This is a genomic window from Nocardioides sp. NPDC127514, assembly GCF_040302125.1.
Taxonomy (GTDB): Bacteria; Actinomycetota; Actinomycetes; order Propionibacteriales; family Nocardioidaceae; genus Nocardioides.
This window is the reverse complement of record NZ_JBEORF010000014.1, coordinates 129353-148193: the sequence shown is the minus strand read 5'-3', so window position 1 is coordinate 148193 and position 18841 is coordinate 129353. Positions and strand designations below refer to the sequence as shown.

Sequence of the window (18841 nt, the reverse complement as noted above, 5' to 3'; positions counted from 1 at the left end):
GGACCGGTACCCCGCCGGGTCCCGCCGACTCCGCGCCCTCGGCGTCGGGAGCCGTCGCCTGGCGGTCACTGGCGCCCGGGCGGTAGCGAACTGCCCAAATACTGACGAGTAATAGGCAGTTCGCTACCGGACTACCCCGACGTCAACGGATCAGTAGGCCCCTGACATCACGTTCGCGAGCGGCTCACCGGCGGCGAACCGCTCGAGCTGCTCGCGTACGACCCGGTAGGCGCGCGGCCACATCGCGCTCGACGCACCACCGACGTGCGGGGTGATGAGCAGGTTGGGCGAGCTCCACAGCGGGCTCTCCGCCGGGAGCGGCTCGGTCTCGGCGACGTCGATCGCCGCGTGGATCCGCTCCGTGGCGAGCTCAGCGACCAGGTCGGAGGTGGCGACGACACCACCACGGGCGACGTTGACCAGCAGCGCGCCGTCCTTCATCCGCCCCAGGAACTTGCGGTCGACGAGGCCGCGGGTCTCGTCGGTGAGCGGCGTGGCCAGCACGATCACGTCGGCCTCGGGTACGAGCGTGTCGAGCTCGTCGAAGCCGTGCACGCCATCCCTCGCGGTCCTCGCGACCCCGACCACCTCGGTCTCGAACGGAAGCAGCCGCGCCTCGATGGCGCGGCCGATCGCGCCGTACCCGACGATCAGGACCCGCTTGTCGGCCAGCGACGGGAACCAGCCCGGCCGCCAGGCGTGCTCGTCCTGGTGGCGTACGTGGCCGGGGATGCCCCGCAGCGACGACAGGATCAGCGTGACGGCGAGCTCGGCGGTCGAGGTGTCGTGGATGCCGCGACCGTTGCAGAGGGTCACGCCCTCGGGGATGTGGCCGCGGGCGGCATCGACCCCCGCGGTGAGCAGCTGCACCACCTGGAGCGAGGTCATCTGGCTGACGACGTCGAAGATGCGCGAGCCGAGCATGTAGGGCGGCAGGTAGAAGGCCACCTCACCGACCGAGTCCGGCACCTCCACCTCGCCACCGGTGAAGCGGGTGTGGTCGAAGAGCTCGAAGCGGAGGCCTGCGGGCACCTTGCCCAGCTCGGACGGGTCGAACGGCAGCCAGACGAGGGGATCGCTCACACCGGAAGACTCTCCCATACCCCGGGAGGGGTGATCTCAGTCACACTCCGTCGCTAGGGTGACCGCCATGGATCCGCTGGCCCCCGCCCACCCCACCTGGGTGATGCTCCTGATCGCCGCCGTGGCGGTCGCCGTACTCCTCGTCCTGATCGCCAAGGTCAAGCTGCACGCCTTCATCTCGCTGGTGCTGGTCAGCGCGGTGACCGCGGTCGTGGCCGGGATCCCGGTCGCCGACGTGCCGGCGGCGATGCTGGCAGGCTTCAGCGCCACGCTCGGCTCGGTCGCGCTGCTGGTGGCGTTCGGCGTGATGCTCGGACGGCTGCTCGAGGTGACCGGTGGTGCGCAGGTGCTCGCCGACACGCTCATCGGCGTGTTCGGCGAGAAGCGGGCCCCGTTCGCGCTCGGCGTCGCCGCGCTGATCTTCGGGTTCCCGATCTTCTTCGACGCCGGCCTGGTCGTCTTCCTGCCGATCATCTTCGCGGTCGCACGGCGCTTCGGCGGCTCGATCCTCGTCTACGCCCTGCCCACCGCCGGTGCCTTCGCGGCGATGCACGCGGTCGTGCCGCCACACCCGGGCCCGGTCGCCGCGGCCACGGAACTGGGAGGCGACATCGGGCTCACCCTGCTGCTCGGCGTGCCGGTCGCCGTCCTGGCCTGGTTCCCCGGCGCCTACCTCGTCGGCACCAGGCTCGGCGCCCGCTACAACCCGGAGCCGCCCGACGTGTTCGCGACCGGCGATGCGGACGCGGCGAAGAGCGACGCGACTCCCCCGCCGTTCGCCACCGTCGTACTCCTCCTGGCTCTGCCCCTGGTCCTGATCGGCCTCAACACGGTCGTCAGCACGCTGATCGCCGCCGGGTCGGTCAGCGAAGACGCCACCTGGGCCAGCGCACTGATCCTCATCGGCCAGACCCCGATCGCGCTGCTGATCACCGTGCTCGTCGCGATCTTCGTGCTCTCCCCCGGCCGGTTCCCCATCGGCCGGGCGAGCGACATCCTCGACCAGGCGCTCGGCCCGATCTGCGCGATCATCCTGATCACCGGCGCGGGCGGGATGTTCGGCGGCGTGCTCCGCATCAGCGGTATCGGGGAGGCGCTGTCGACCTCGCTCTCCGGTCTCGGGCTTTCGCTCATCGTGCAGGCATTCCTGATCGCGACCCTGCTCCGGGTCGCCCAGGGCTCCGCGACCGTCGCACTGACCACCACCGCCGGCCTGATCTCCGCCCAGGTCGCTGCCGCAGGACTGGGCAACTTCGACATCGCCCTGCTCGTCTTCGCCATCGCGGCCGGCGCGACCGTCCTCTCCCACGTCAACGACTCCGGGTTCTGGCTGGTCAGCCGCTTCTTCGGGATGGACGTCATCACCACCCTCAAGACCTGGACGGTCCTGGAGACCACCCTCGGCCTCTCGGTCTTCGTGATCGCCTCGGCGCTCTGGATCGTCGTTCCCTAGCTCGGGCTCAGCCCGTACGCCGCACCCTGCTCTCGAGCGTCGCCAGCCCCGGGCCGGCGAGCTCGGGCAGGGCGACGGCCCGTCCGCAGACCGCCATCAGCAGCGCCTCCCCCGGCCCGGTGACCTCCTCGCCGCTCCCGTGGGACCAGGCGAGGTCGGTGGCCACCAGACGCAGGCCGCGTACGTTGCGCCTGGCCGGGAGCGGCGGCGCCATCAGCGCGAAGTCGAGCACCGGCTCGAGCCGCTCGGCCGGCACCTCGCGCGGCCGTCCGAGCGCCCGGCGGATGTCTTGGTGGTGGATGAGACCGTCGGTCAGCCCGATCCTGGCATCGGCCATCGCCGTCGGCCCGGACGGTCGAGCATGCGCCCGCACGTAGACGACCAGCTCGGCCGGAGCCCGGGCACCGAACTCCTCGAGCCGGCGGGCGTTCATCCGGCCGAACCGGAACCCGGCACGCAGGAAGCGCCCGGCGAACTCGCCCAGCCCGATCTCCTCGTAGCTGATCAGGTGCGCGACGACGTCGCGCACCGTCCACTCGCTGCACAGCGAGGGCCGCTCCCAGTGCTCCGGCTCGAGCGTCTCGAGGAAGTCGGCGAGATCCTTCCGCTCGGCCGTCGCGAGCGCGGTGCGGTCCACCCCGATCACGCCTGCGCGAGAGCCCGGAAGCGCTCCAGATAGATCCCCCAGGCGTCCGAACCGGCGGCCCGGTCGCGCCAGCCCTGCCATCCGGCGCCGTGCCGGTCGAGGTGGCGGTGCTCGAGACGTACGTGGGTCTGTTCGGCTCCCACCGCGGTGAAGGTGAACTCGACCTCGCTGCAGCGCGACGGGTCCGGCTCGAGCTGGAAGTCGGGGGTGATGTCCCAGGAGATCACCAGCCGGTGGGGCGGTTCGACGGCGAGGACGCGCGCCCACTGGCAGGTGCTGCCGTCGACGCCGCGGTCGTAGACGCGACCGCCGACACGGGGCTCCAGCACCGTCTCGGCGATCTCGACGGGGAGCATGTTGTGCTCGCGCGGCTTGATCCGGTCGAAGTCCTCGGTGAACACCTTGAAGGCGTGCTCGACCGGGACGTCGACGGTGATCTCCAGGTCCACGGAGGTCTTCTCGCGGGTGGTGCTCATGACTGCTCCTTCTGCTCCCGGTAGCTGTCCTCAGCCACCTGCTTGAACGAATGCAACGCCTGGGTCCAGTAGGTATCCAGCTCGGCGCGCAGCTCGGCCAGGCCCTCGATCCGGGCCTGATAGATCCGGCGACGGCCGGCCGGCGTCATCGACACCAGCCCGGCCTCGCGCAGGATCTTGAGGTGCTGGGACACCGCGGCCATGCTCACCGGCAGGGCATCGGTGAGCTCTCCCACCGAGCACGGCCCGGCGGCCACGCGAGCCAGGATCTGGCGGCGGGTGGAGTCGGAGACGGCGTACCAGGCATCGGTCACGACATTTAAGGTAACGCTTAAATGTCGTGACCGCAATGGTCACGCGCGCCGGCAGAGCCGTTCGTGCCAGGACAGCGCGGTGATGTCGGTGAGCGAGGCGACCTGGTCGATCACGACGCGAAGCCGTGCGGCGTCGTCGGCCGCGTCGTGCCAGTCGTCGGCGAACTGCCGGTCGAGGTCGTCCGGTCCGGTGGCGACGAGGTGCTCGAGGAGCTCGCCGAGCAGGTTGCGCTGGCGGTCCATCTTCACGGCCCGCTCGTCGGTGCGCATCACGTAGTGCGCCGCGATCCCCTTCAGCAGCGCGATCTCCAGGCGGGTCTGCTCCGGCACCACCAGGTCGGCGCCGTAGCGGACGTAGGGACCGCCGCCGGCGGCGTACGTCGCCTCCCGCACCGCCCCACAGAACCGGCCGATGACGTCGGAGGTCAGGTTCTTGAGCATGGCCCGGGACCGGCGAGAGGCGTCGTACGCGGCACCCTCGGGGATCCAGCAGCCGGCGGCACTCAGGTCGGCGATGGTCGAGACCGCGAGAGTGCGGTCGAAGCCCGGGACGTACCAGTCGGCCACGGTAGCGGCGACCCCGTCGAGGTCGAGGCGGGCGAGGTCGATCTTGCCGGCGACGATGCCGTCCTCGACGTCGTGGACGGAGTAGGCGACGTCGTCGGAGAGGTCCATGATCTGCGCCTCGACGCACTGTCGCTGGCCGGCACCAGCCGCGCGCAGCCAGGTGAAGACCGGCAGGTCGTCCTCGTAGACCCCGAACTTGGACCCCTTGCGCTCACCGAAGCCCCACGGATACTTCGTGCAGGCGTCCAGCGTCGCCCGGGTCAGGTTCAGCCCGACCGAGCGCCCGTCGGCGTCGAAGGTCTTCGCCTCCAGCCGGGTCAGGATGCGCAGCGTCTGCGCGTTGCCCTCGAACCCACCGATGCCCTTCGCCTGCTCGGCGAGCACGTTCTCGCCGTTGTGCCCGAACGGTGGGTGCCCGAGATCGTGGGCGAGGGCCGCGGTCTCGGCTATGTCGGGCTGCGGCGAGTCCGGCCCGTTCAGGGCACGCGACAGATCCCGCGCGACCTGGGCGACCTCGAGCGAATGGGTCAGCCGGTTGCGTACGAAATCGTCGGCCTGCGGTCCCACGACCTGCGTCTTCGCGGCAAGCCGCCTGGTCGAGGCGGCGTGCACCACGCGGGCGCGGTCGCGCTCGAACTGCGTACGCTCCGGCGCAACCACCCGCTTGGGCGGCTCGGCGACGATCCGCTCGCGGTCGGCGGCCCCATATAGCTCCACATCCAGGAGGCTATCGGCTACAGCGGGATCGCCGTGGTCAGCACCCCGATGGCCAGCATCGTGAGCGACACCGCAGCCGCGCGCCACAGTACCTTCTTGTGGTGATCGGCGAGAGGCACCCGCGCCAAGGTCACCAGCAGCAGGATGGCGGGCACGAGCGGGCTCTGCATGTGGAAGGTCTGACCGGTGATCGAGGCGCGCGCCATCTCCTCCGGAGCGATGCCGTAGGTCGAGGCCGCCTCGGAGAGCACCGGGAGGACGCCGAAGTAGAAGGCGTCGTTGCTCATGAAGAAGGTGAACGGCAGGCTGAGTACGCCGGCGATCACCGCCATGTGCGGGCCCAGCGCGGGCGGGATGATGTCGATCAGCCAGCGCGCCATCGCCTCGACCATGCCGGTCCCCTGGAACACTCCGGTCAGCACGGCCGCGGCGAACACCATCGCCACCACGGACACGATGCTCGGGGCGTGCCGGGTGATCGCCTCCTGCTGCTCCTTGACCTGCGGGAAGTTCACGACCAGCGCGATCGCGGCGGCGACCATGAAGAGCACCAGGATCGGCAGGACGTCGATCACCAGGACGACCAGCAGCGCGGCGGTCAGGAGCGCGTTGAACCAGAACAGCCCCGGTCGCAGCGTCGAGCGGTTCGGGTCGAGCCCGTCCGCGAACCAGTCGGCGTCGTCGTCCTCCGCGTCGTCGCCCGAGCCGCTTCCTGCACCCGCCGAGGCCGGGGCGGGGGCACCGGCACCGACCAGCACCCGCTCCTCGGTCGTCCGGGTCATCTCGGTCAGCTCCAGCGAGCCGATCCGGCGGCGCTCGAGGTATCCCAGGTGCACGGCGAAGACCAGCACGACGGCCAGACCCGCGATCATCGACGGGATCATCGGCACGAACACGTCGGACGGGGAGACACCGAGCGAGGCAGCGGCGCGGGCCGTCGGACCACCCCACGGGAGGATGTTCATCGCGCCGTTGGCGAGGCCGGCCACGACGGTGAGCACGACCGGGCTCACCCCGAGCTTCAGGTAGAGCGGGAGCAGCGCGGAGGTCACGATGATGAACGTGGTCGACCCGTCGCCGTCGAGCGACACGACCATCGCGAGGACAGCGGTCCCGACGACCAGACGCATCGGGTCGTAGCCGACCATCCGCAGGATCAGCTTGACCAGCGGGTCGAACAGACCGACGTCGATCATGATCCCGAAGAAGATGATCGCGAAGAACAGCATCGCGGCGGTCGGTGCGAGCTCCTTAACCGCGTCGACGATCATGTCGCCGATGCCCAGTCCGGCGCCCGCGGCGATGCCGAACGCCACCGGCACCGCGATGAGGCCGACGACCGGGGTCGCCCGTCTGGACATGATCAGGAACATGAAGAGGGCGACCATCATGAAGCCGAGTGCTACGAGCATTGCCGATCCTGGTTCTGTACGCCGTGTGCTGACCGTCACGTGGTGACACCCGAGACTGCGGGTGACGCGCACCACAGGTCAACGTTGCCGTCGTAACGGACGTTGTGGTCGTTGCGGTCAAGCGCGAGACGGCCCTCAGGGCAGCAGGATCGCGAAGTCCTCCGCGTTGAACCCGGCCGTCGACATCACGTCGTCGAGCGTGATTCCCGAGAGCTCGTCGAGGACGGCGCGGGCGACCCGGCGGTCGAGGTCGACGAGGACACCCTGGATGTTGGCGCCCACCGCGCAGGCGGGGTTGGGGCCATGGATCCCGAGGACCTGGTCGTCGCCCTGCAGCACCTGCCACACCTGGGCCAGGTTCACCGTCTTCGGGTCGATCGCCAGCTCCCATCCCCCGTGAGCGCCGGGCCGGGACCGAACCAGACCGGCCGTACGCAGCGGACCGAGCACCTTGCGCACATGGACCGGGTTGACCGCGGTGCTGCCGGCGAGCTCGTCGGAGCTGACGGGGGTCGTGCGGCCGGCGGCAGCGCACGAGGCGAGGTACGTCAGGACATGGACGGCCACCGCGAAACGGGTGTTCGTCGGGGCGGCCATACCCCCATCTTGCCTTATTGCCATCGGTATGACTACATTTATGAAACCGTCATCGCCGTGATTACAGTTACGGCACAACCGATAGGACTCCCATGACCATCGCCATCACCGGCGCCTCCGGCCAGCTCGGCCGCCTCGTCGCCGACCAGCTCCTCACCACCGTCGACCCCGCTGAGCTCGTGCTCCTCACCCGCGACCCCGCGAAGCTCGCCGACTACGCCGAGCGCGGTGCCGACGTCCGTGCCGCCGACTTCAGCAAGCCCGACGAGCTGGTCGAGGCCTTCGCCGGCGTCGAGCGCGTACTGCTGATCTCCACCGACGCCGTCGGCGCCCGTGTCGAGGGCCACCTCGCCGCGATCGACGCGGCCGTCAAGGCGGGCGTGCGCCACATGGCCTACACCTCGGTCTCCGGGCCGACCGCGGACAACCCGGCCGGCGTCGTCGCCGACCACGCCGCCACCGAGGAGGCGCTGCGCGAGAGCGGCCTGGCCTGGACCATGCTCCGCAACAACCTCTACGCCGACATGCAGGTCGACTCCGTCGCCCAGGCCGCCGCGGCCGGACAGCTGGTCACCAACACTGGCGACGGCGGCGCGGCCTACGTCACCCGGGCCGACTGCGCGGCTGTCGCCGCCGGGGTCCTGACGGGCGAGGGACATGAGGGCAAGGCGTACGACGTCACCGGCCCGCACGCCTACACCGCGGCCGACCTGGCCGAGCTCGCCACCGAGAAGTCCGGCAAGCCGGTCGAGGTCGTCCAGGTCGACGACGAGGCCTACACCGCCGGCCTGGTCTCCGCCGGGCTCCCCGACTTCATCGCCCCGCTGCTCACCTCGTTCGGCACCGCGACCCGCCTCGGCAAGCTCGCCACCGTCACCGACGTCGTCGAGCAGGTCGGCGGCCGCAAGCCGACCCCGCTGAGCGCGCTGATCTGATCTCGCCTTGGCGACTCGGCGTAGATTTGGGGTGACTGACCGGGGATGAGGCTCCATTCGGACACCTCTTGTGCCGGTCGAGAGGCGGACATCATGTCGACGTCGCGAGAGATCAGGCTGTGACCATGGCCGGCATCGTCCTTCGCGTACGACTCATCGGCGGTGACAGCCTGGACGTCATCTACGACGACGCAGAGACGGCGAGCGAGGCCGAGACGATCGACCACCTCGCCGCCGTGCTGTCGAGCGACACCGGCGTCATCCGCTGCAAGCACGGCGAGCGACTGCTGCTGTTGTACGCACGAGGGGTCTCCACGGTGGAGGTAGCGCCACGGGGCGCGGTCCTCTGAGCCACAAGCCCCGCCGAGTCGGCTCGTCCTGACCAAAACCACCGCCGAGTCGGCGCGTCACGACGCGCCGACTCGGCGGCGTACTCGGTCAGGACGAGCCGACTCGGCGACTCAGTTGACGGCTATGTGCACGTGGTCGTAGTGGTTGGCGGTCGGGTCGCCGCGGTCCTCCATCGGGCGCCAGCCCTCGTCGGCCCGGATCACGGACCGCATCATCACGGCCCGGGAGGTCTAGCATGGAGACAAGCGCCACGGACTCCCCGAGGCGGCGAAGGAGAGCGGCATGACTCGGCCGTTTGCGGTGCGGGCCGGCGACGGCCGGGCCATGACGACGCCCACGGGTGACCAGGTCACGGTCAAGGCGGACACCGGAAGAACCAGCGGCTCGATGACGGTGCTCGAGTTCGTGATGGGCCCGAAGCAGGGACCGGCGCCGCACACCCATCTCCGTGAGGACGAGCTCTGGTACGTCCTCGAGGGAGAGTTCCGATTCAAGGCGGGTGATGCGATGTTGCAGGCATCGACCGGCGGCATGGCCTTCGGGCCACGCGGTGTACCGCACTGCTTCCAGAACATCGGCGAGACCCCCGGTCGGTTGCTGGTCGTCACCACGCCGTCGGGGCTGGAACGGTTCTTCGAACAGGGCGCCGAGATGTTGCTCTCCGACCCGGTCGATCCGGACGCCCTGGCTTCGCTGGGACGGGCCAACTGGCTCGACTTCGTGGGTCCACCGCTGAAGGTCTCCGACCCTATTTGACCCCACGAACGGACGGGGCGTGCCCTCTCAGATCGATATTCTGCTGTTCGAAGGAGACGGCGGGTGAACGAGGCTGCAGACATTGTGACGCTGGCGCGGCAGGCGCACGGGGACCACGACTGGGTCACTGCCGCGGCACGGTTCGATGTTGCCGAGCGCGAGCAGCTCACCGCCGACGACCTCGCCGCCTACGCGGATTCGCTGTGGTGGCTGGGCCGGGCCGAGGACAACCTGCGGCTGGAGGCCGCGGCGTTCGAGGCGTTCATGGACGCCTCCCGGCACGGTGAGGCCGCGTGGACGGCCGTACGTCTCGGACTCTTCCACCTGGGACGGGGCGACGTTCCTGTGGGCACGGGCTGGATCCGCCGCGCCGGGCGTCTGGGCCAAGAGCTCCCCGAGTGCCCCGCACAGGGCCTGCTGCTCCAGGTGACCGAGGTCGAGCCGAGCCTGCAGGCTGGGCGGCCGACGGCCGCGGTCGACGCGGCCCGCCGGATGCAGGACCTCGGCAGGCGCATCGCCGAACCGTGGTTGATGCTGCTGGGCCTCAACTGCGAGGGACGCGCGTTGATCCGGGCCGGCCAGGTGGTCGACGGGATGGCGTTGCTCGACGAGGCCATGATCACCGCTCCGGGCAGCGACCTCGCGCCGTTCATGGCGGGATCGCTCTACTGCCACACCATCGCCGCTTGTCACGAGGTCGGCGACCTCCACCGGATGACCCGCTGGACCGACCTGACCGAGCACTGGTTGTCGACGCTCGCCGGCATGGGGGTCTTCGGTGGACTGTGTGCGGTCCACCGGGCGCAGCTCCACCTCCTCCACGGCAGCTGGAAAGACGCCGAGATGTCCGCGTCGAAGGTCCTGACGGACGTTACGATGCGGGTCGACTACGTCGCGGAAGCCTGGTACCTCGTCGGTGAGACCCGCCGGCTGCGAGGAGACCCGACCGCCGCTCAGGCCTACGGCGAGGCGCACGCACGTGGTCGGGACCCGCAGCCGGGTCGAGCGCTCCTGCAGCTCTCCGGAGGCGATACCACCGGAGCCGCGACAACGGTACGCACCGCCGTAACCGCGGTCGGCGACGATCCATTGCGACGGGCACCGCTCTGCGCCGCCGCCGTGGAGATCGAGCTCGCCGCAGGGCGACTCGATGATGCGAGGGCGGCTGCAGCCGAGCTCGTGGAGACCGCGACGACGTACGCCACCTCTGGGCTGGAGGCGATGGCGACCGCTGCACGTGGTGCGGTGCTCCTTGCCGAGGGCAACGCCCAGGCGGCCCTCCCGGTGCTGCGCGACGCCTGCCGACGCTGGCAGGAGCTGGGCGCGGCGTACGAAGCCGCAGGCACCTGTGCCCTCCTCGCCGAGGCCTACCGATCACTCGGCGACGAGCTGTCCGCGGCGGCAGAGGCCGCGCAAGCGGAAGCGACCTACGTACGGCTGGGGGCGCACCGGCCAGCACCGACGCTTCCCGACGGACTGAGCCGACGCGAGTGCGAGGTGCTGGCACTGGTGGCAGACGGCCGCTCCAACCGGGAGATCGGCGAGACGCTCTTCATCAGCGACCGTACGGTCGCCCGGCACCTGACGAACATCTTCCACAAGATCAGGGTCACCTCCCGGACCCAGGCCGCCCGCTACGCCATCGACCACGGGCTGACCGTCACCCGGTGAGCCGACTACGCAGAACCGCGTAGTCGGCACCGACAGGTTGGCCGATGACACCGATGTCGGCCACCCGCCGCGCGTCCGAAGATCCCCGTAGACGCGCCGAACGGCGGCGCCTCGATCAGGAGCGATCACCATGACCGACACGAGAATTCACCGAGCGGTGTCCGCCGACGGCGTCACGATCGCGGGACGCGTCTTGGGAGACGGGCCGGCACTGGTCCTGGTCCACGGCGGCATCGGCGACGGCGAGACCGCGTGGGACGCCATGCTGCCCCACCTCACCGACCGGTTCACCTGCTATCTGCCGAGCACCCGCGGGCGGGGCCTGTCGTCGGATGACCCGGACCACTCGCCGCCGCGCCTCGAGGACGACGTCACGGCGTTCGTCGACAGCATCGGCGAGCCGGTCCACCTCGTCGGCTGGTCGGGCAGCGGGGCGTGGGTCCTGGGCGCGGCCGCGCGCAGTGACGCTGTCGCTGCCGTGGCGGTGTACGAGCCGACGCTGATCCCGCTCATGTCTGAGGACGACCTCGCGAAGACCTTGGGCACGATGCACCATGTCGGCGCAGCGGCCGCCGACGGCGGGCTCGTCGATGCGGTACGCGTCTTCACCTCGTGGATCTGCACCGAGGAAGAGACCGCCGCGCTGACGCAGACGACCTTCGACGACGTGTGGGCCTTGCGGGTGCCGGCGATGCTCAGATTCGTGCAGCAGGACGGGTCGTACGAGGGGCCACGGTCCACCGACCCCGAGGCGCTCGCTCGGGTCACGGTGCCGCTGCTGGTTCTGACGGGTCAGAAGACCCGACTGCGGTCGTTCTTCACCGCAGTGGCGGAGTTCATCGCCCAGCACGTCGCCGGCTCTCAGGTCTGGGAACTGCCAGGGGCCGGACACTTCGCGCCGGTGCTCGCGCCGCAGTCGGTCGCCGATGAGCTGATCACCTTCTTCGAGGCCTTGCCCGCCGAGTCGGCTCGAACTGACCAAAACCACCGCCGAGTCGGCGCGTCATGACGCGCCGACTCGGCGGCGTACTCGGTCAGGACGGGCCGACTCGGCGATTCAGTTGACGGCTATGTGCACGTGGTCGTAGTGGTTGGCGGTCGGGTCGCCGCGGTCCTCCATCGGGCGCCAGCCCTCGTCGGCTCGGACCGGGGTCCAGATGCGCTGGTACCAGATGATGTCGTAGATGTTCAGCGCCGCGGCGTGCTCCTGGACGAAGGCGGCGATGGCGTCGCCGAGCTCCTTGTCGTCGGTCATGAAGTCGAGCGCCTTGCCGTTGATGTGCTCGCCGTGCGGGTCGTAGCCGTAGGTGGTGCCCGAGGCGACCGCGGGGAAGGCGTTGCAGACGGCGCGGTAGAGGTCGACCGCGTCGGGGACGAGACCGTCCTCGACCGAGGAGTCGCCGCAGGCCGAGAAGTCGAGTCCTGCCGGGGCGTCCTCCGACGGCGTCGGGGAGGGCGTGGGGGTCGGCGTCGGAGTGGGCTCGGGCGGGGGTTCGGGCTTGGTCTTGCCGAGGTTGCCCTCGGGGATCCACACCGGGTTGCCCTCCAGCACGATCTCCTGCCGGCCACCCTCGTCGCGGCCGGTGTAGTAGACCGCGCGCCCGAGCTTCAGCTCGCCGAGCTCCTTGGCGCGCTTCCCGTAGGAGGCGTAGACGGTGACGTCGTCCTGTACGTAGCGCAGCACCGCCTTCTGGGCTCCACCGCTGACCGACGTCGGCCGCTCGATCAGCGACTCGATCGTGGCGACCTCGCTCAGCGCATTGGTCGCCGCCTCTCCCCCACGCTCACCGCTGCGGCTGACCGTCGTCTCCCGGCCGGTGACCTCGCGGCGGTCGTTCGACATCCGGGTGTCCTCCCGGGTCGTGGGCAGCGCCGGAACCTTCACCTTCACCATGGCCTCGGCCTCGATGCGCCGATCGGCCAGCGACGGCAGCCGGAGTCCGGACTTCTCCTCCACCTCGGAGATCACGACGCCGGGGTTCGCCGCGGCCGCCCCGGCGGCCATCGCACCGCTGGTCGCGAACGTCACGATCCCTGCGGTCGCCACGGCGTTCTTGGTTCTACGGACAGCTCGATAATCGCCTCTGTGGCTGGTGGCCACTGTTGCAATCCTTCGCTCGACAATGTGGGGGTATCGCCCGAGATCACCCTTCGCCACTTCCGCTGAAGCTGGGTCGTGAGCCCGGGCACAGCGCCTGAGTCAAGCACACACCTGTGGGGGTATCCCACGACGGGTCGGAGACTTTTGCGAAGTTGTTGATCTTCCGACGGAGCGAAAACGCAGGTCGGCCCGAGCTTCGAGAGCCCGGGCCGACCTGTCGTCGAGACTAGTCGTGTCAGTTCGTCGAGACGTGCACGTGGTCGTAGTGGTTGGCGGTGGCGGACCCGCGGTCCTCCATGTAGCGCCACCCCTCCGAGGCACGCACCGGCGTCCAGATCCGCTGATACCAGATGATGTCGTAGAGGTTGAGCTCCGCTGCGTGCTGCTGCAGGTAGGCGGCGATCGAGTCGCCGAGCGCCTTGTCGGAGAGCATGAAGTCGAGCGCCTTGCCCGAGGAGTGCTCACCATGGTCGTCCCAGCCGCCGACGGTCATCGAGGCGACCTCCGGGAAGGCGTTGCAGACCGCGCGGTAGACGGTGACCGCGTCGGAGACCAGGCCGCTCTCGACCGAGGGGTCCCCGCACGCGGCGGTGCTGACGCCGGCTGCGACGCCTGTCGTCTCGGGCTTCTCGTCGCTGAGGTGACCGCTGGTCACCCAGGCGACCTCGCCGTCGACGAGGATCTCGTCGCGGCCGGACTCGGTGCGGCCGGTCGCGTAGACCAGCTCGCCGGCCTCGATCTCACCGGACTGGGTGGCGTGCTTGCCGTAGGCGGACCAGAGGTTGAGCGTCTCGTCGGTCCAGCGCTTGACCGCCTTGGCGGTGCCGGTCTCGACCTGCTCGGGACCCTTGGTCAGAGTCTCGACCGAGGAGACCGACTCGCGGTCGCCTCCGTCACGGCTGACGACGGTCTCACGACGGTCGCCGGCGACGCGCGCGTCGTCACGGGTGCTCGGCACGTTGGCCTGAGACGAGGAGAGGGAAGCGCCTGCGTTCTTCGCGATCAGGGAGGAGGTTGGCTCCGCGAAGGCGGCTCCGGCGCCGACTGCGGCACCTGTCGCGAGAACCGCGACCCCTGCGCTGACAACTATGGATTTGGTCTTACGGACGGCCCGAGTGTCGCCTCTGTGGCTGCCGGCCACTCGCAATCCTTTGCTCGACTACATGGTCTGTGCCCGAGATTCCCACGGTTTCAACGGAAGAAACCCGTCGAGGGTTGTGCTGGTGGGGGCTCGGCACGGCAATGAGTACAACACACACGACAGGGGGTATTCCAATTCCCTTACCGAGTTTTTGCGTAGTTTTGTACCTGTCGAGCGACTGATTCCGAAGGCTCGAAACGCGCCTCGAGACCCGTCCGAACGGGACCCGGAACCTCAGCCGCCGGAGGTCTCCGACACGTTCTCGGCGAAGCCGCAGCCGCGCCCGTCGGCGTCGTCGAGCCACCCCTCCGGAAGGACCACCTTGTCCCGCGGCGCACCCTGCCGCCCACGCGGCGTACCCAGCTGTGACGAGGGGAAAGGCTCGTTCCGGTCGAGCTTGGCGAGCATCTCGTCGAGGTCGGCGAGGCTGTTCACCAGGCCAAGGGTGCGGCGCAGCTCGCCCCCGGCACCGAAGCCCTTCAGGTACCACGCGATGTGCTTGCGGATCTCCTTGCAGCCGCGCTCCTCGCCCATGTGCTCGCAGAGCAGCTCGGCATGGCGCCGCATGATGTCGGTCACTTCGCCGAGATTCGGCAGTACGTTGACCGTCTCACCGGCGAAAGCGGCCGCCAGGTCGCGGAAGAACCAGGGACGTCCGAGGCAGCCGCGGCCGATGACGACACCGTCGACGCCGGTCTCCTCGACCATCCGGATCGCGTCGGCCGCCTCCCAGATGTCGCCGTTGCCGAGCACCGGGATGTCGACCGAGGCCTTGAGCTCGGCAATGGCGTCCCAGTCGGCGGTGCCGGAGTAGGCCTGGGCGACCGTACGTCCGTGCAGCGCGATCGCGGCGGCACCGCTCTCTTGGGCGATCCGGCCGGCATCCATGTAGGTCAGGTGGGCGTCGTCGATGCCCTTGCGGGTCTTCATCGTCACCGGTACGCCGTAGGGCTCCGCCGCGCGCACGGCGTGCTCCAGGATCTCGCCGAGCAGGCCGCGCTTGTAGGGCAGGGCTCCCCCGCCACCCTTGCGGGTCACCTTGGGCACCGGGCAGCCGAAGTTGAGGTCGACGTGCGCTACCCCGTAGTCGGCACAGAGGATCTCGGTCGCCTTGCCGACGTAGACCGGGTCGGTGCCGTAGAGCTGCACGCTGCGTACGGTCTCGGCCTCGTCGAAGACGAGCATGTCCTTGGTGTGCTGGTCACCCTCCACCAGGCCGCGGGAGGTGATCATCTCGCACACGTAGAGACCGGCGCCCTGCTCGGCGCACAGCCGCCGGAAGGCGGCGTTGGTGACACCGGCCATCGGCGCGAGCACCACAGGGGTGTCGACGGTCAGGCTGCCGAACTTCAGAGGGCCAGGGAGGGACATGGCCTCTATTGTCCGGCCAACCTCGAAGCGTACGAAATCTAAGGAGTCGGGGAGGCGGACGGGGAGCCGGAGGGCTTCGGCGCCACGTACGGCGTCGGCTCGCTCTCCCAGGTGATCGGGTCGAACTCCTCGTAGGGCCGGAAGCTCACGCCGACGAGCTTGCCCTGGTCGGGGACGAGCATGACCAGGCAGGCGTTGACGCTGTCGCCGGCCGCGAACGGCTTGGGGAGGGTCTTGCCGTCGCACGGCTTGAACGGCTCCTTGAACGCGGCCGCCTCGACCAGGTTGCCCTCGTCGTCCAGACCCCACAGCGGTACGTCGTAGCCACCGAGGTCGGTATCGCCGTCGTTCTTGATGGTGGCGCGGACGAAGTAAGGAGCGCGGGCCAGCGTCGCCTCGTCGAGCTTCCAACCGGAGAAGGTCTGCTTGTAGGAGGTCGACTCGAGCTTGGTGACGGTGATCGAGAGCTTGCCGTCGACACCCTCCTTGGGCGCCCACTCGACCGTCGCGGTCTCACCGAGCCTGCGGTCGGCACCGGGCTCGGTGAGCGCCCCGGCGGAGGGCGATGCCGACGCCGAAGGCGAGGCGGAGGCCGAGGCGGAGGCACTCTCGGACGGCTTGGGCGCGTTCGTCCTCGGCGCGGTGCCGCTGCACCCCATCACTGACATCGCCATGGCCGCACCTGTGAGGGATGCGGCGAGTACGGACCCCGCTCGTTGCATAGGGATATCCTGCCGCACGCCTTTCGAGATCGTGCGGCAGGACGCCCCCTGCAAGGTTTACGAGGTGGTAACGGCCCGGCGGCGAGCTACGTGCTCAGGCGCCGATCAGACGCTCGGCGAAGTAGCGGCTCACGCCCTCGAGCGGGATGCGCTCCTGCTTCATGGTGTCGCGCTCGCGGATGGTGACCGCGTTGTCCTCGAGGGTGTCGAAGTCGACCGTGACGCAGTACGGCGTACCGATCTCGTCCTGGCGGCGGTAGCGCTTGCCGATCGACTGGGAGTCGTCGAAGTCGACGGCCCAGTTGGCACGCAGCTCGGCCGAGAGCGCCTTCGCCTTCGGCGAGAGCGCCTCGTTGCGGGACAGCGGGAGCACGGCGATCTTGACCGGCGCGATCCGGTGGTCGAGACGGAGCACGACCCGCTTGTCGACACCGCCCTTGGCGTTGGGGGCCTCCTCCTCGGCGTACGAGTCGACGAGGAAGGTCATCAGGGCACGGGTCAGACCGGCCGCGGGCTCGATGACGTACGGCAGGTAGCGCTCGTTGTTGGCCTGGTCGAAGTACTGCAGGTCCTGGCCCGAGTGCTTCATGTGGGTGCCGAGGTCGAAGTCGGTGCGGTTGGCGATGCCCTCGAGCTCACCCCACTCGCTACCGGGGAAGTTGAAGCGGTACTCGATGTCGACGGTGCGCTTGGAGTAGTGGCTCAGCTTCTCCTTGGCGTGCTCGTAGTGGCGCAGGTTGTCGGGGTTGATGCCGAGGCCGGTGTACCACCGGGTGCGCTCGTCGATCCAGTACTGGTGCCACTCCTCGTCCTCGCCCGGCTTGACGAAGAACTCCATCTCCATCTGCTCGAACTCGCGGGTGCGGAAGATGAAGTTGCCCGGCGTGATCTCGTTGCGGAAGCTCTTGCCGGTCTGGGCGATGCCGAACGGGGGCTTCTGGCGGGTCGAGGTGACCACGTTGGCGAAGTTGACGAAGATGCCCTGTGCGGTCTCGGGACGCAGGTAGTGGAGGCCCGACTCGTCCTCGAGGACACCGAGGTGGGTCTTGAGCATGCCGGAGAACTCGCGCGGCTCGGTCCAGGCGCCACGGGTGCCGCAGTTCGGGCAGGCGACGACCTCGTTGATGTCCACGGTGTCGGGGTCGTCGATGCCCTTCTTCTCCGCGTACTCCTCCTGGAGGTGGTCGAAGCGGTAGCGCTTGTGGCACGACTGGCACTCGACCAGCGGGTCGTTGAAGGTCTCGACATGGCCGGAGGCGACCCAGGTCTGGCGCGGCAGGATGATGCTCGAGTCGAGGCCGACGACGTCGTCGCGCTGCTGGACCATCGCCTTCCACCACTGGCGCTTGATGTTCTCCTTGAGCTCGACACCGAGGGGGCCGTAGTCCCAGGCACTCCGGGTGCCGCCGTAGATCTCGCCGCTGGGGAAGACGAATCCGCGCCGCTTGGCGAGGGAGACGACGAGGTCAAGGGTCGATGCTGGCGGCTTTGCCACGATGAATGCTCTCTGCTCGAGGTGAGCCCGGCCGGCTGCCGGGCCCGGTGTTGAGGGGGATGTCTACAGCGACAGGGAAATCCTATCCGTGGTGTCATCTTGTTATGTACGCCGCCCGCGGGGCCAATTCGCTCGGCCGGTCGGGCATCTGCCGATAGCGTCGCTGGACATGGAGTCGAACGCGCGTCGTCTGTGGAAGCTGCTCGAGCCGATCCATGCGGTGGGCTACTTCTCACCCGAGCCGATCGCCCAGCTCAAGGAGGCCGGCTACCGCGGCTACTGGATGGGCTACTTCGCCGCTCGGTCCGCTCCGCTGGGCGCCGTTCCGGCCGAGGTCGTCCATGCCGTCTTCTACAACTTCGCCTTCTCACACGTCTCCCGGGCGCTTCCCGACGCCTGGACGTACGCTCCGCCCGAGGCCGCGCACGATGCCCGCCGCTCCGGGGCCGTCGCCGCGCTCCAGCGTCAGCTCGGCCCGCTCACCGATTCCGACGACCTGGCCCGGGCTGCCTCGCTCGCCTCGCGAGCCGCTCTGGGCGCTCCGTTGGAAGGCCGACCCCTGTACGCCGCGCTGCGCTCGCTCCCCGTCGCCGAGGACCCGCTGACCCTCCTGTGGGATTCGGCGACGCTGCTGCGGGAACACCGCGGCGACGGTCACGTCGCAACCCTGCTGGCTAACGGGATCGGCGGCCGCGAGTCGCACGTCTTCCATGCCCTGGCCAACGGCACCTCCCCGTCGGTCTACGCCACCTCCCGCAACATCCACGAGACCGAGTGGGACGCCCTCGTCTCCGGACTGCAGTCCCGCGGGCTCGTCACCGACGACGGCCAGTCCCTCACCGAGGCAGGCCGGGAGACCAAGGCCGGGATCGAGTCGACGACCGATGAGCTTGCCGCCACGGCGTACGCGACCCTGGAGCCTGCCGAGATCGACGAGCTCGTCGCGCTGCTGCGGCCACTGACCAAGGCCGTCGTCGCCTCCGGTGAGATCCCCGGCCAGTCGCCGATGGGCCTGAACCTCGACGACATCTAA

Annotated in this window: 20 protein-coding genes; 7 read left to right on the top strand and 13 right to left on the bottom strand. The window is 69.4% G+C overall.

Annotated features, from left to right (window positions below; translation table 11 throughout):
• Positions 1–150 precede the first annotated feature (150 nt).
• Complete coding sequence (locus ABTX24_RS13310; protein ID WP_160028348.1) at positions 151–1083, bottom strand: 2-hydroxyacid dehydrogenase; 933 nt, start codon at positions 1081–1083, stop codon at positions 151–153.
• Between the two features lie 67 nt (positions 1084–1150).
• On the opposite strand from ABTX24_RS13310, the gene ABTX24_RS13305 reads away from it, so the two are divergent.
• Positions 1151–2536, top strand: a complete 1386-nt coding sequence (locus ABTX24_RS13305; protein ID WP_160028346.1) for a GntP family permease — start codon at positions 1151–1153, stop codon at positions 2534–2536.
• Between the two features lie 7 nt (positions 2537–2543).
• Here ABTX24_RS13305 and ABTX24_RS13300 read toward each other — a convergent pair whose 3' ends face one another.
• From ABTX24_RS13300 to ABTX24_RS13275, 6 genes are all read right to left on the bottom strand, one after another.
• Positions 2544–3173, bottom strand: a complete 630-nt coding sequence (locus ABTX24_RS13300) for a maleylpyruvate isomerase family mycothiol-dependent enzyme (RefSeq protein WP_350840186.1) — start codon at positions 3171–3173, stop codon at positions 2544–2546.
• 5 nt (positions 3174–3178) lie between these two features.
• Positions 3179–3658, bottom strand: a complete 480-nt coding sequence (locus ABTX24_RS13295; protein WP_350840184.1) for an SRPBCC family protein — start codon at positions 3656–3658, stop codon at positions 3179–3181.
• Positions 3655–3972, bottom strand: coding sequence for an ArsR/SmtB family transcription factor (locus tag ABTX24_RS13290; protein WP_160028342.1), 318 nt, complete (start codon positions 3970–3972; stop codon positions 3655–3657). The genes ABTX24_RS13295 and ABTX24_RS13290 overlap by 4 nt, the downstream gene beginning before the upstream one ends.
• A gap of 39 nt (positions 3973–4011) precedes the next feature.
• A complete protein-coding gene (locus tag ABTX24_RS13285) occupies positions 4012–5256 on the bottom strand; it encodes a deoxyguanosinetriphosphate triphosphohydrolase (protein ID WP_350840182.1) in 1245 nt (414 codons plus the stop codon).
• Positions 5257–5273: 17 nt separating this feature from the next.
• Positions 5274–6668, bottom strand: a complete 1395-nt coding sequence (locus tag ABTX24_RS13280) for a CitMHS family transporter (protein ID WP_350840180.1) — start codon at positions 6666–6668, stop codon at positions 5274–5276.
• A 135-nt stretch (positions 6669–6803) separates the two neighbouring features.
• On the bottom strand, positions 6804–7265 hold the full coding sequence (locus tag ABTX24_RS13275) for an Rrf2 family transcriptional regulator (protein WP_350840178.1): 462 nt from the start codon (positions 7263–7265) through the stop codon (positions 6804–6806).
• Between the two features lie 92 nt (positions 7266–7357).
• On the opposite strand from ABTX24_RS13275, the gene ABTX24_RS13270 reads away from it, so the two are divergent.
• A complete protein-coding gene (locus ABTX24_RS13270) occupies positions 7358–8200 on the top strand; it encodes an SDR family oxidoreductase (RefSeq protein ID WP_350840176.1) in 843 nt (280 codons plus the stop codon).
• Positions 8201–8325: 125 nt separating this feature from the next.
• On the top strand, positions 8326–8550 hold the full coding sequence (locus ABTX24_RS13265; RefSeq protein ID WP_160028332.1) for a hypothetical protein: 225 nt from the start codon (positions 8326–8328) through the stop codon (positions 8548–8550).
• Positions 8551–8661: 111 nt separating this feature from the next.
• Here the strand turns inward: ABTX24_RS13265 and ABTX24_RS29655 are convergent, their stop codons facing one another.
• Positions 8662–8754 (bottom strand): VldE C-terminal domain-containing protein, encoded by a 93-nt coding sequence (locus tag ABTX24_RS29655; RefSeq protein ID WP_502890953.1) that lies wholly within the window; start codon positions 8752–8754, stop codon positions 8662–8664.
• A gap of 79 nt (positions 8755–8833) precedes the next feature.
• On the opposite strand from ABTX24_RS29655, the gene ABTX24_RS13260 reads away from it, so the two are divergent.
• From ABTX24_RS13260 to ABTX24_RS13250, 3 genes are all read left to right on the top strand, one after another.
• Positions 8834–9307, top strand: coding sequence for a cupin domain-containing protein (locus tag ABTX24_RS13260; RefSeq protein WP_350840174.1), 474 nt, complete (start codon positions 8834–8836; stop codon positions 9305–9307).
• 63 nt (positions 9308–9370) lie between these two features.
• Positions 9371–10978, top strand: a complete 1608-nt coding sequence (locus ABTX24_RS13255; protein WP_350840172.1) for a LuxR C-terminal-related transcriptional regulator — start codon at positions 9371–9373, stop codon at positions 10976–10978.
• A 130-nt stretch (positions 10979–11108) separates the two neighbouring features.
• Positions 11109–11987 carry an alpha/beta fold hydrolase gene (locus ABTX24_RS13250; RefSeq protein WP_350840170.1) on the top strand — a complete coding sequence of 293 codons (879 nt, stop codon included), beginning with the start codon at positions 11109–11111 and terminating at the stop codon, positions 11985–11987.
• A gap of 48 nt (positions 11988–12035) precedes the next feature.
• Here the strand turns inward: ABTX24_RS13250 and ABTX24_RS13245 are convergent, their stop codons facing one another.
• The 5 genes from ABTX24_RS13245 to ABTX24_RS13225 form a co-directional block, all read right to left on the bottom strand.
• On the bottom strand, positions 12036–13025 hold the full coding sequence (locus tag ABTX24_RS13245; protein WP_350840168.1) for a VldE C-terminal domain-containing protein: 990 nt from the start codon (positions 13023–13025) through the stop codon (positions 12036–12038).
• Between the two features lie 289 nt (positions 13026–13314).
• Entirely contained in the window at positions 13315–14037 is a 723-nt protein-coding gene (locus ABTX24_RS13240; RefSeq protein ID WP_350840166.1) for a VldE C-terminal domain-containing protein, read from the bottom strand.
• 417 nt (positions 14038–14454) lie between these two features.
• Entirely contained in the window at positions 14455–15591 is a 1137-nt protein-coding gene (gene dusB, locus ABTX24_RS13235) for a tRNA dihydrouridine synthase DusB (protein WP_350840164.1), read from the bottom strand.
• Positions 15592–15629: 38 nt separating this feature from the next.
• Positions 15630–16265 (bottom strand): hypothetical protein, encoded by a 636-nt coding sequence (locus tag ABTX24_RS13230; protein WP_350840162.1) that lies wholly within the window; start codon positions 16263–16265, stop codon positions 15630–15632.
• 142 nt (positions 16266–16407) lie between these two features.
• Entirely contained in the window at positions 16408–17808 is a 1401-nt protein-coding gene (locus ABTX24_RS13225; protein ID WP_160028318.1) for a glycine--tRNA ligase, read from the bottom strand.
• Between the two features lie 169 nt (positions 17809–17977).
• Between ABTX24_RS13225 and ABTX24_RS13220 the strand changes: the two genes are divergently transcribed.
• The gene (locus tag ABTX24_RS13220) at positions 17978–18841 is read left to right on the top strand and encodes an SCO6745 family protein (protein ID WP_350840160.1); all 864 of its coding nucleotides are present in this window, start codon (positions 17978–17980) and stop codon (positions 18839–18841) included.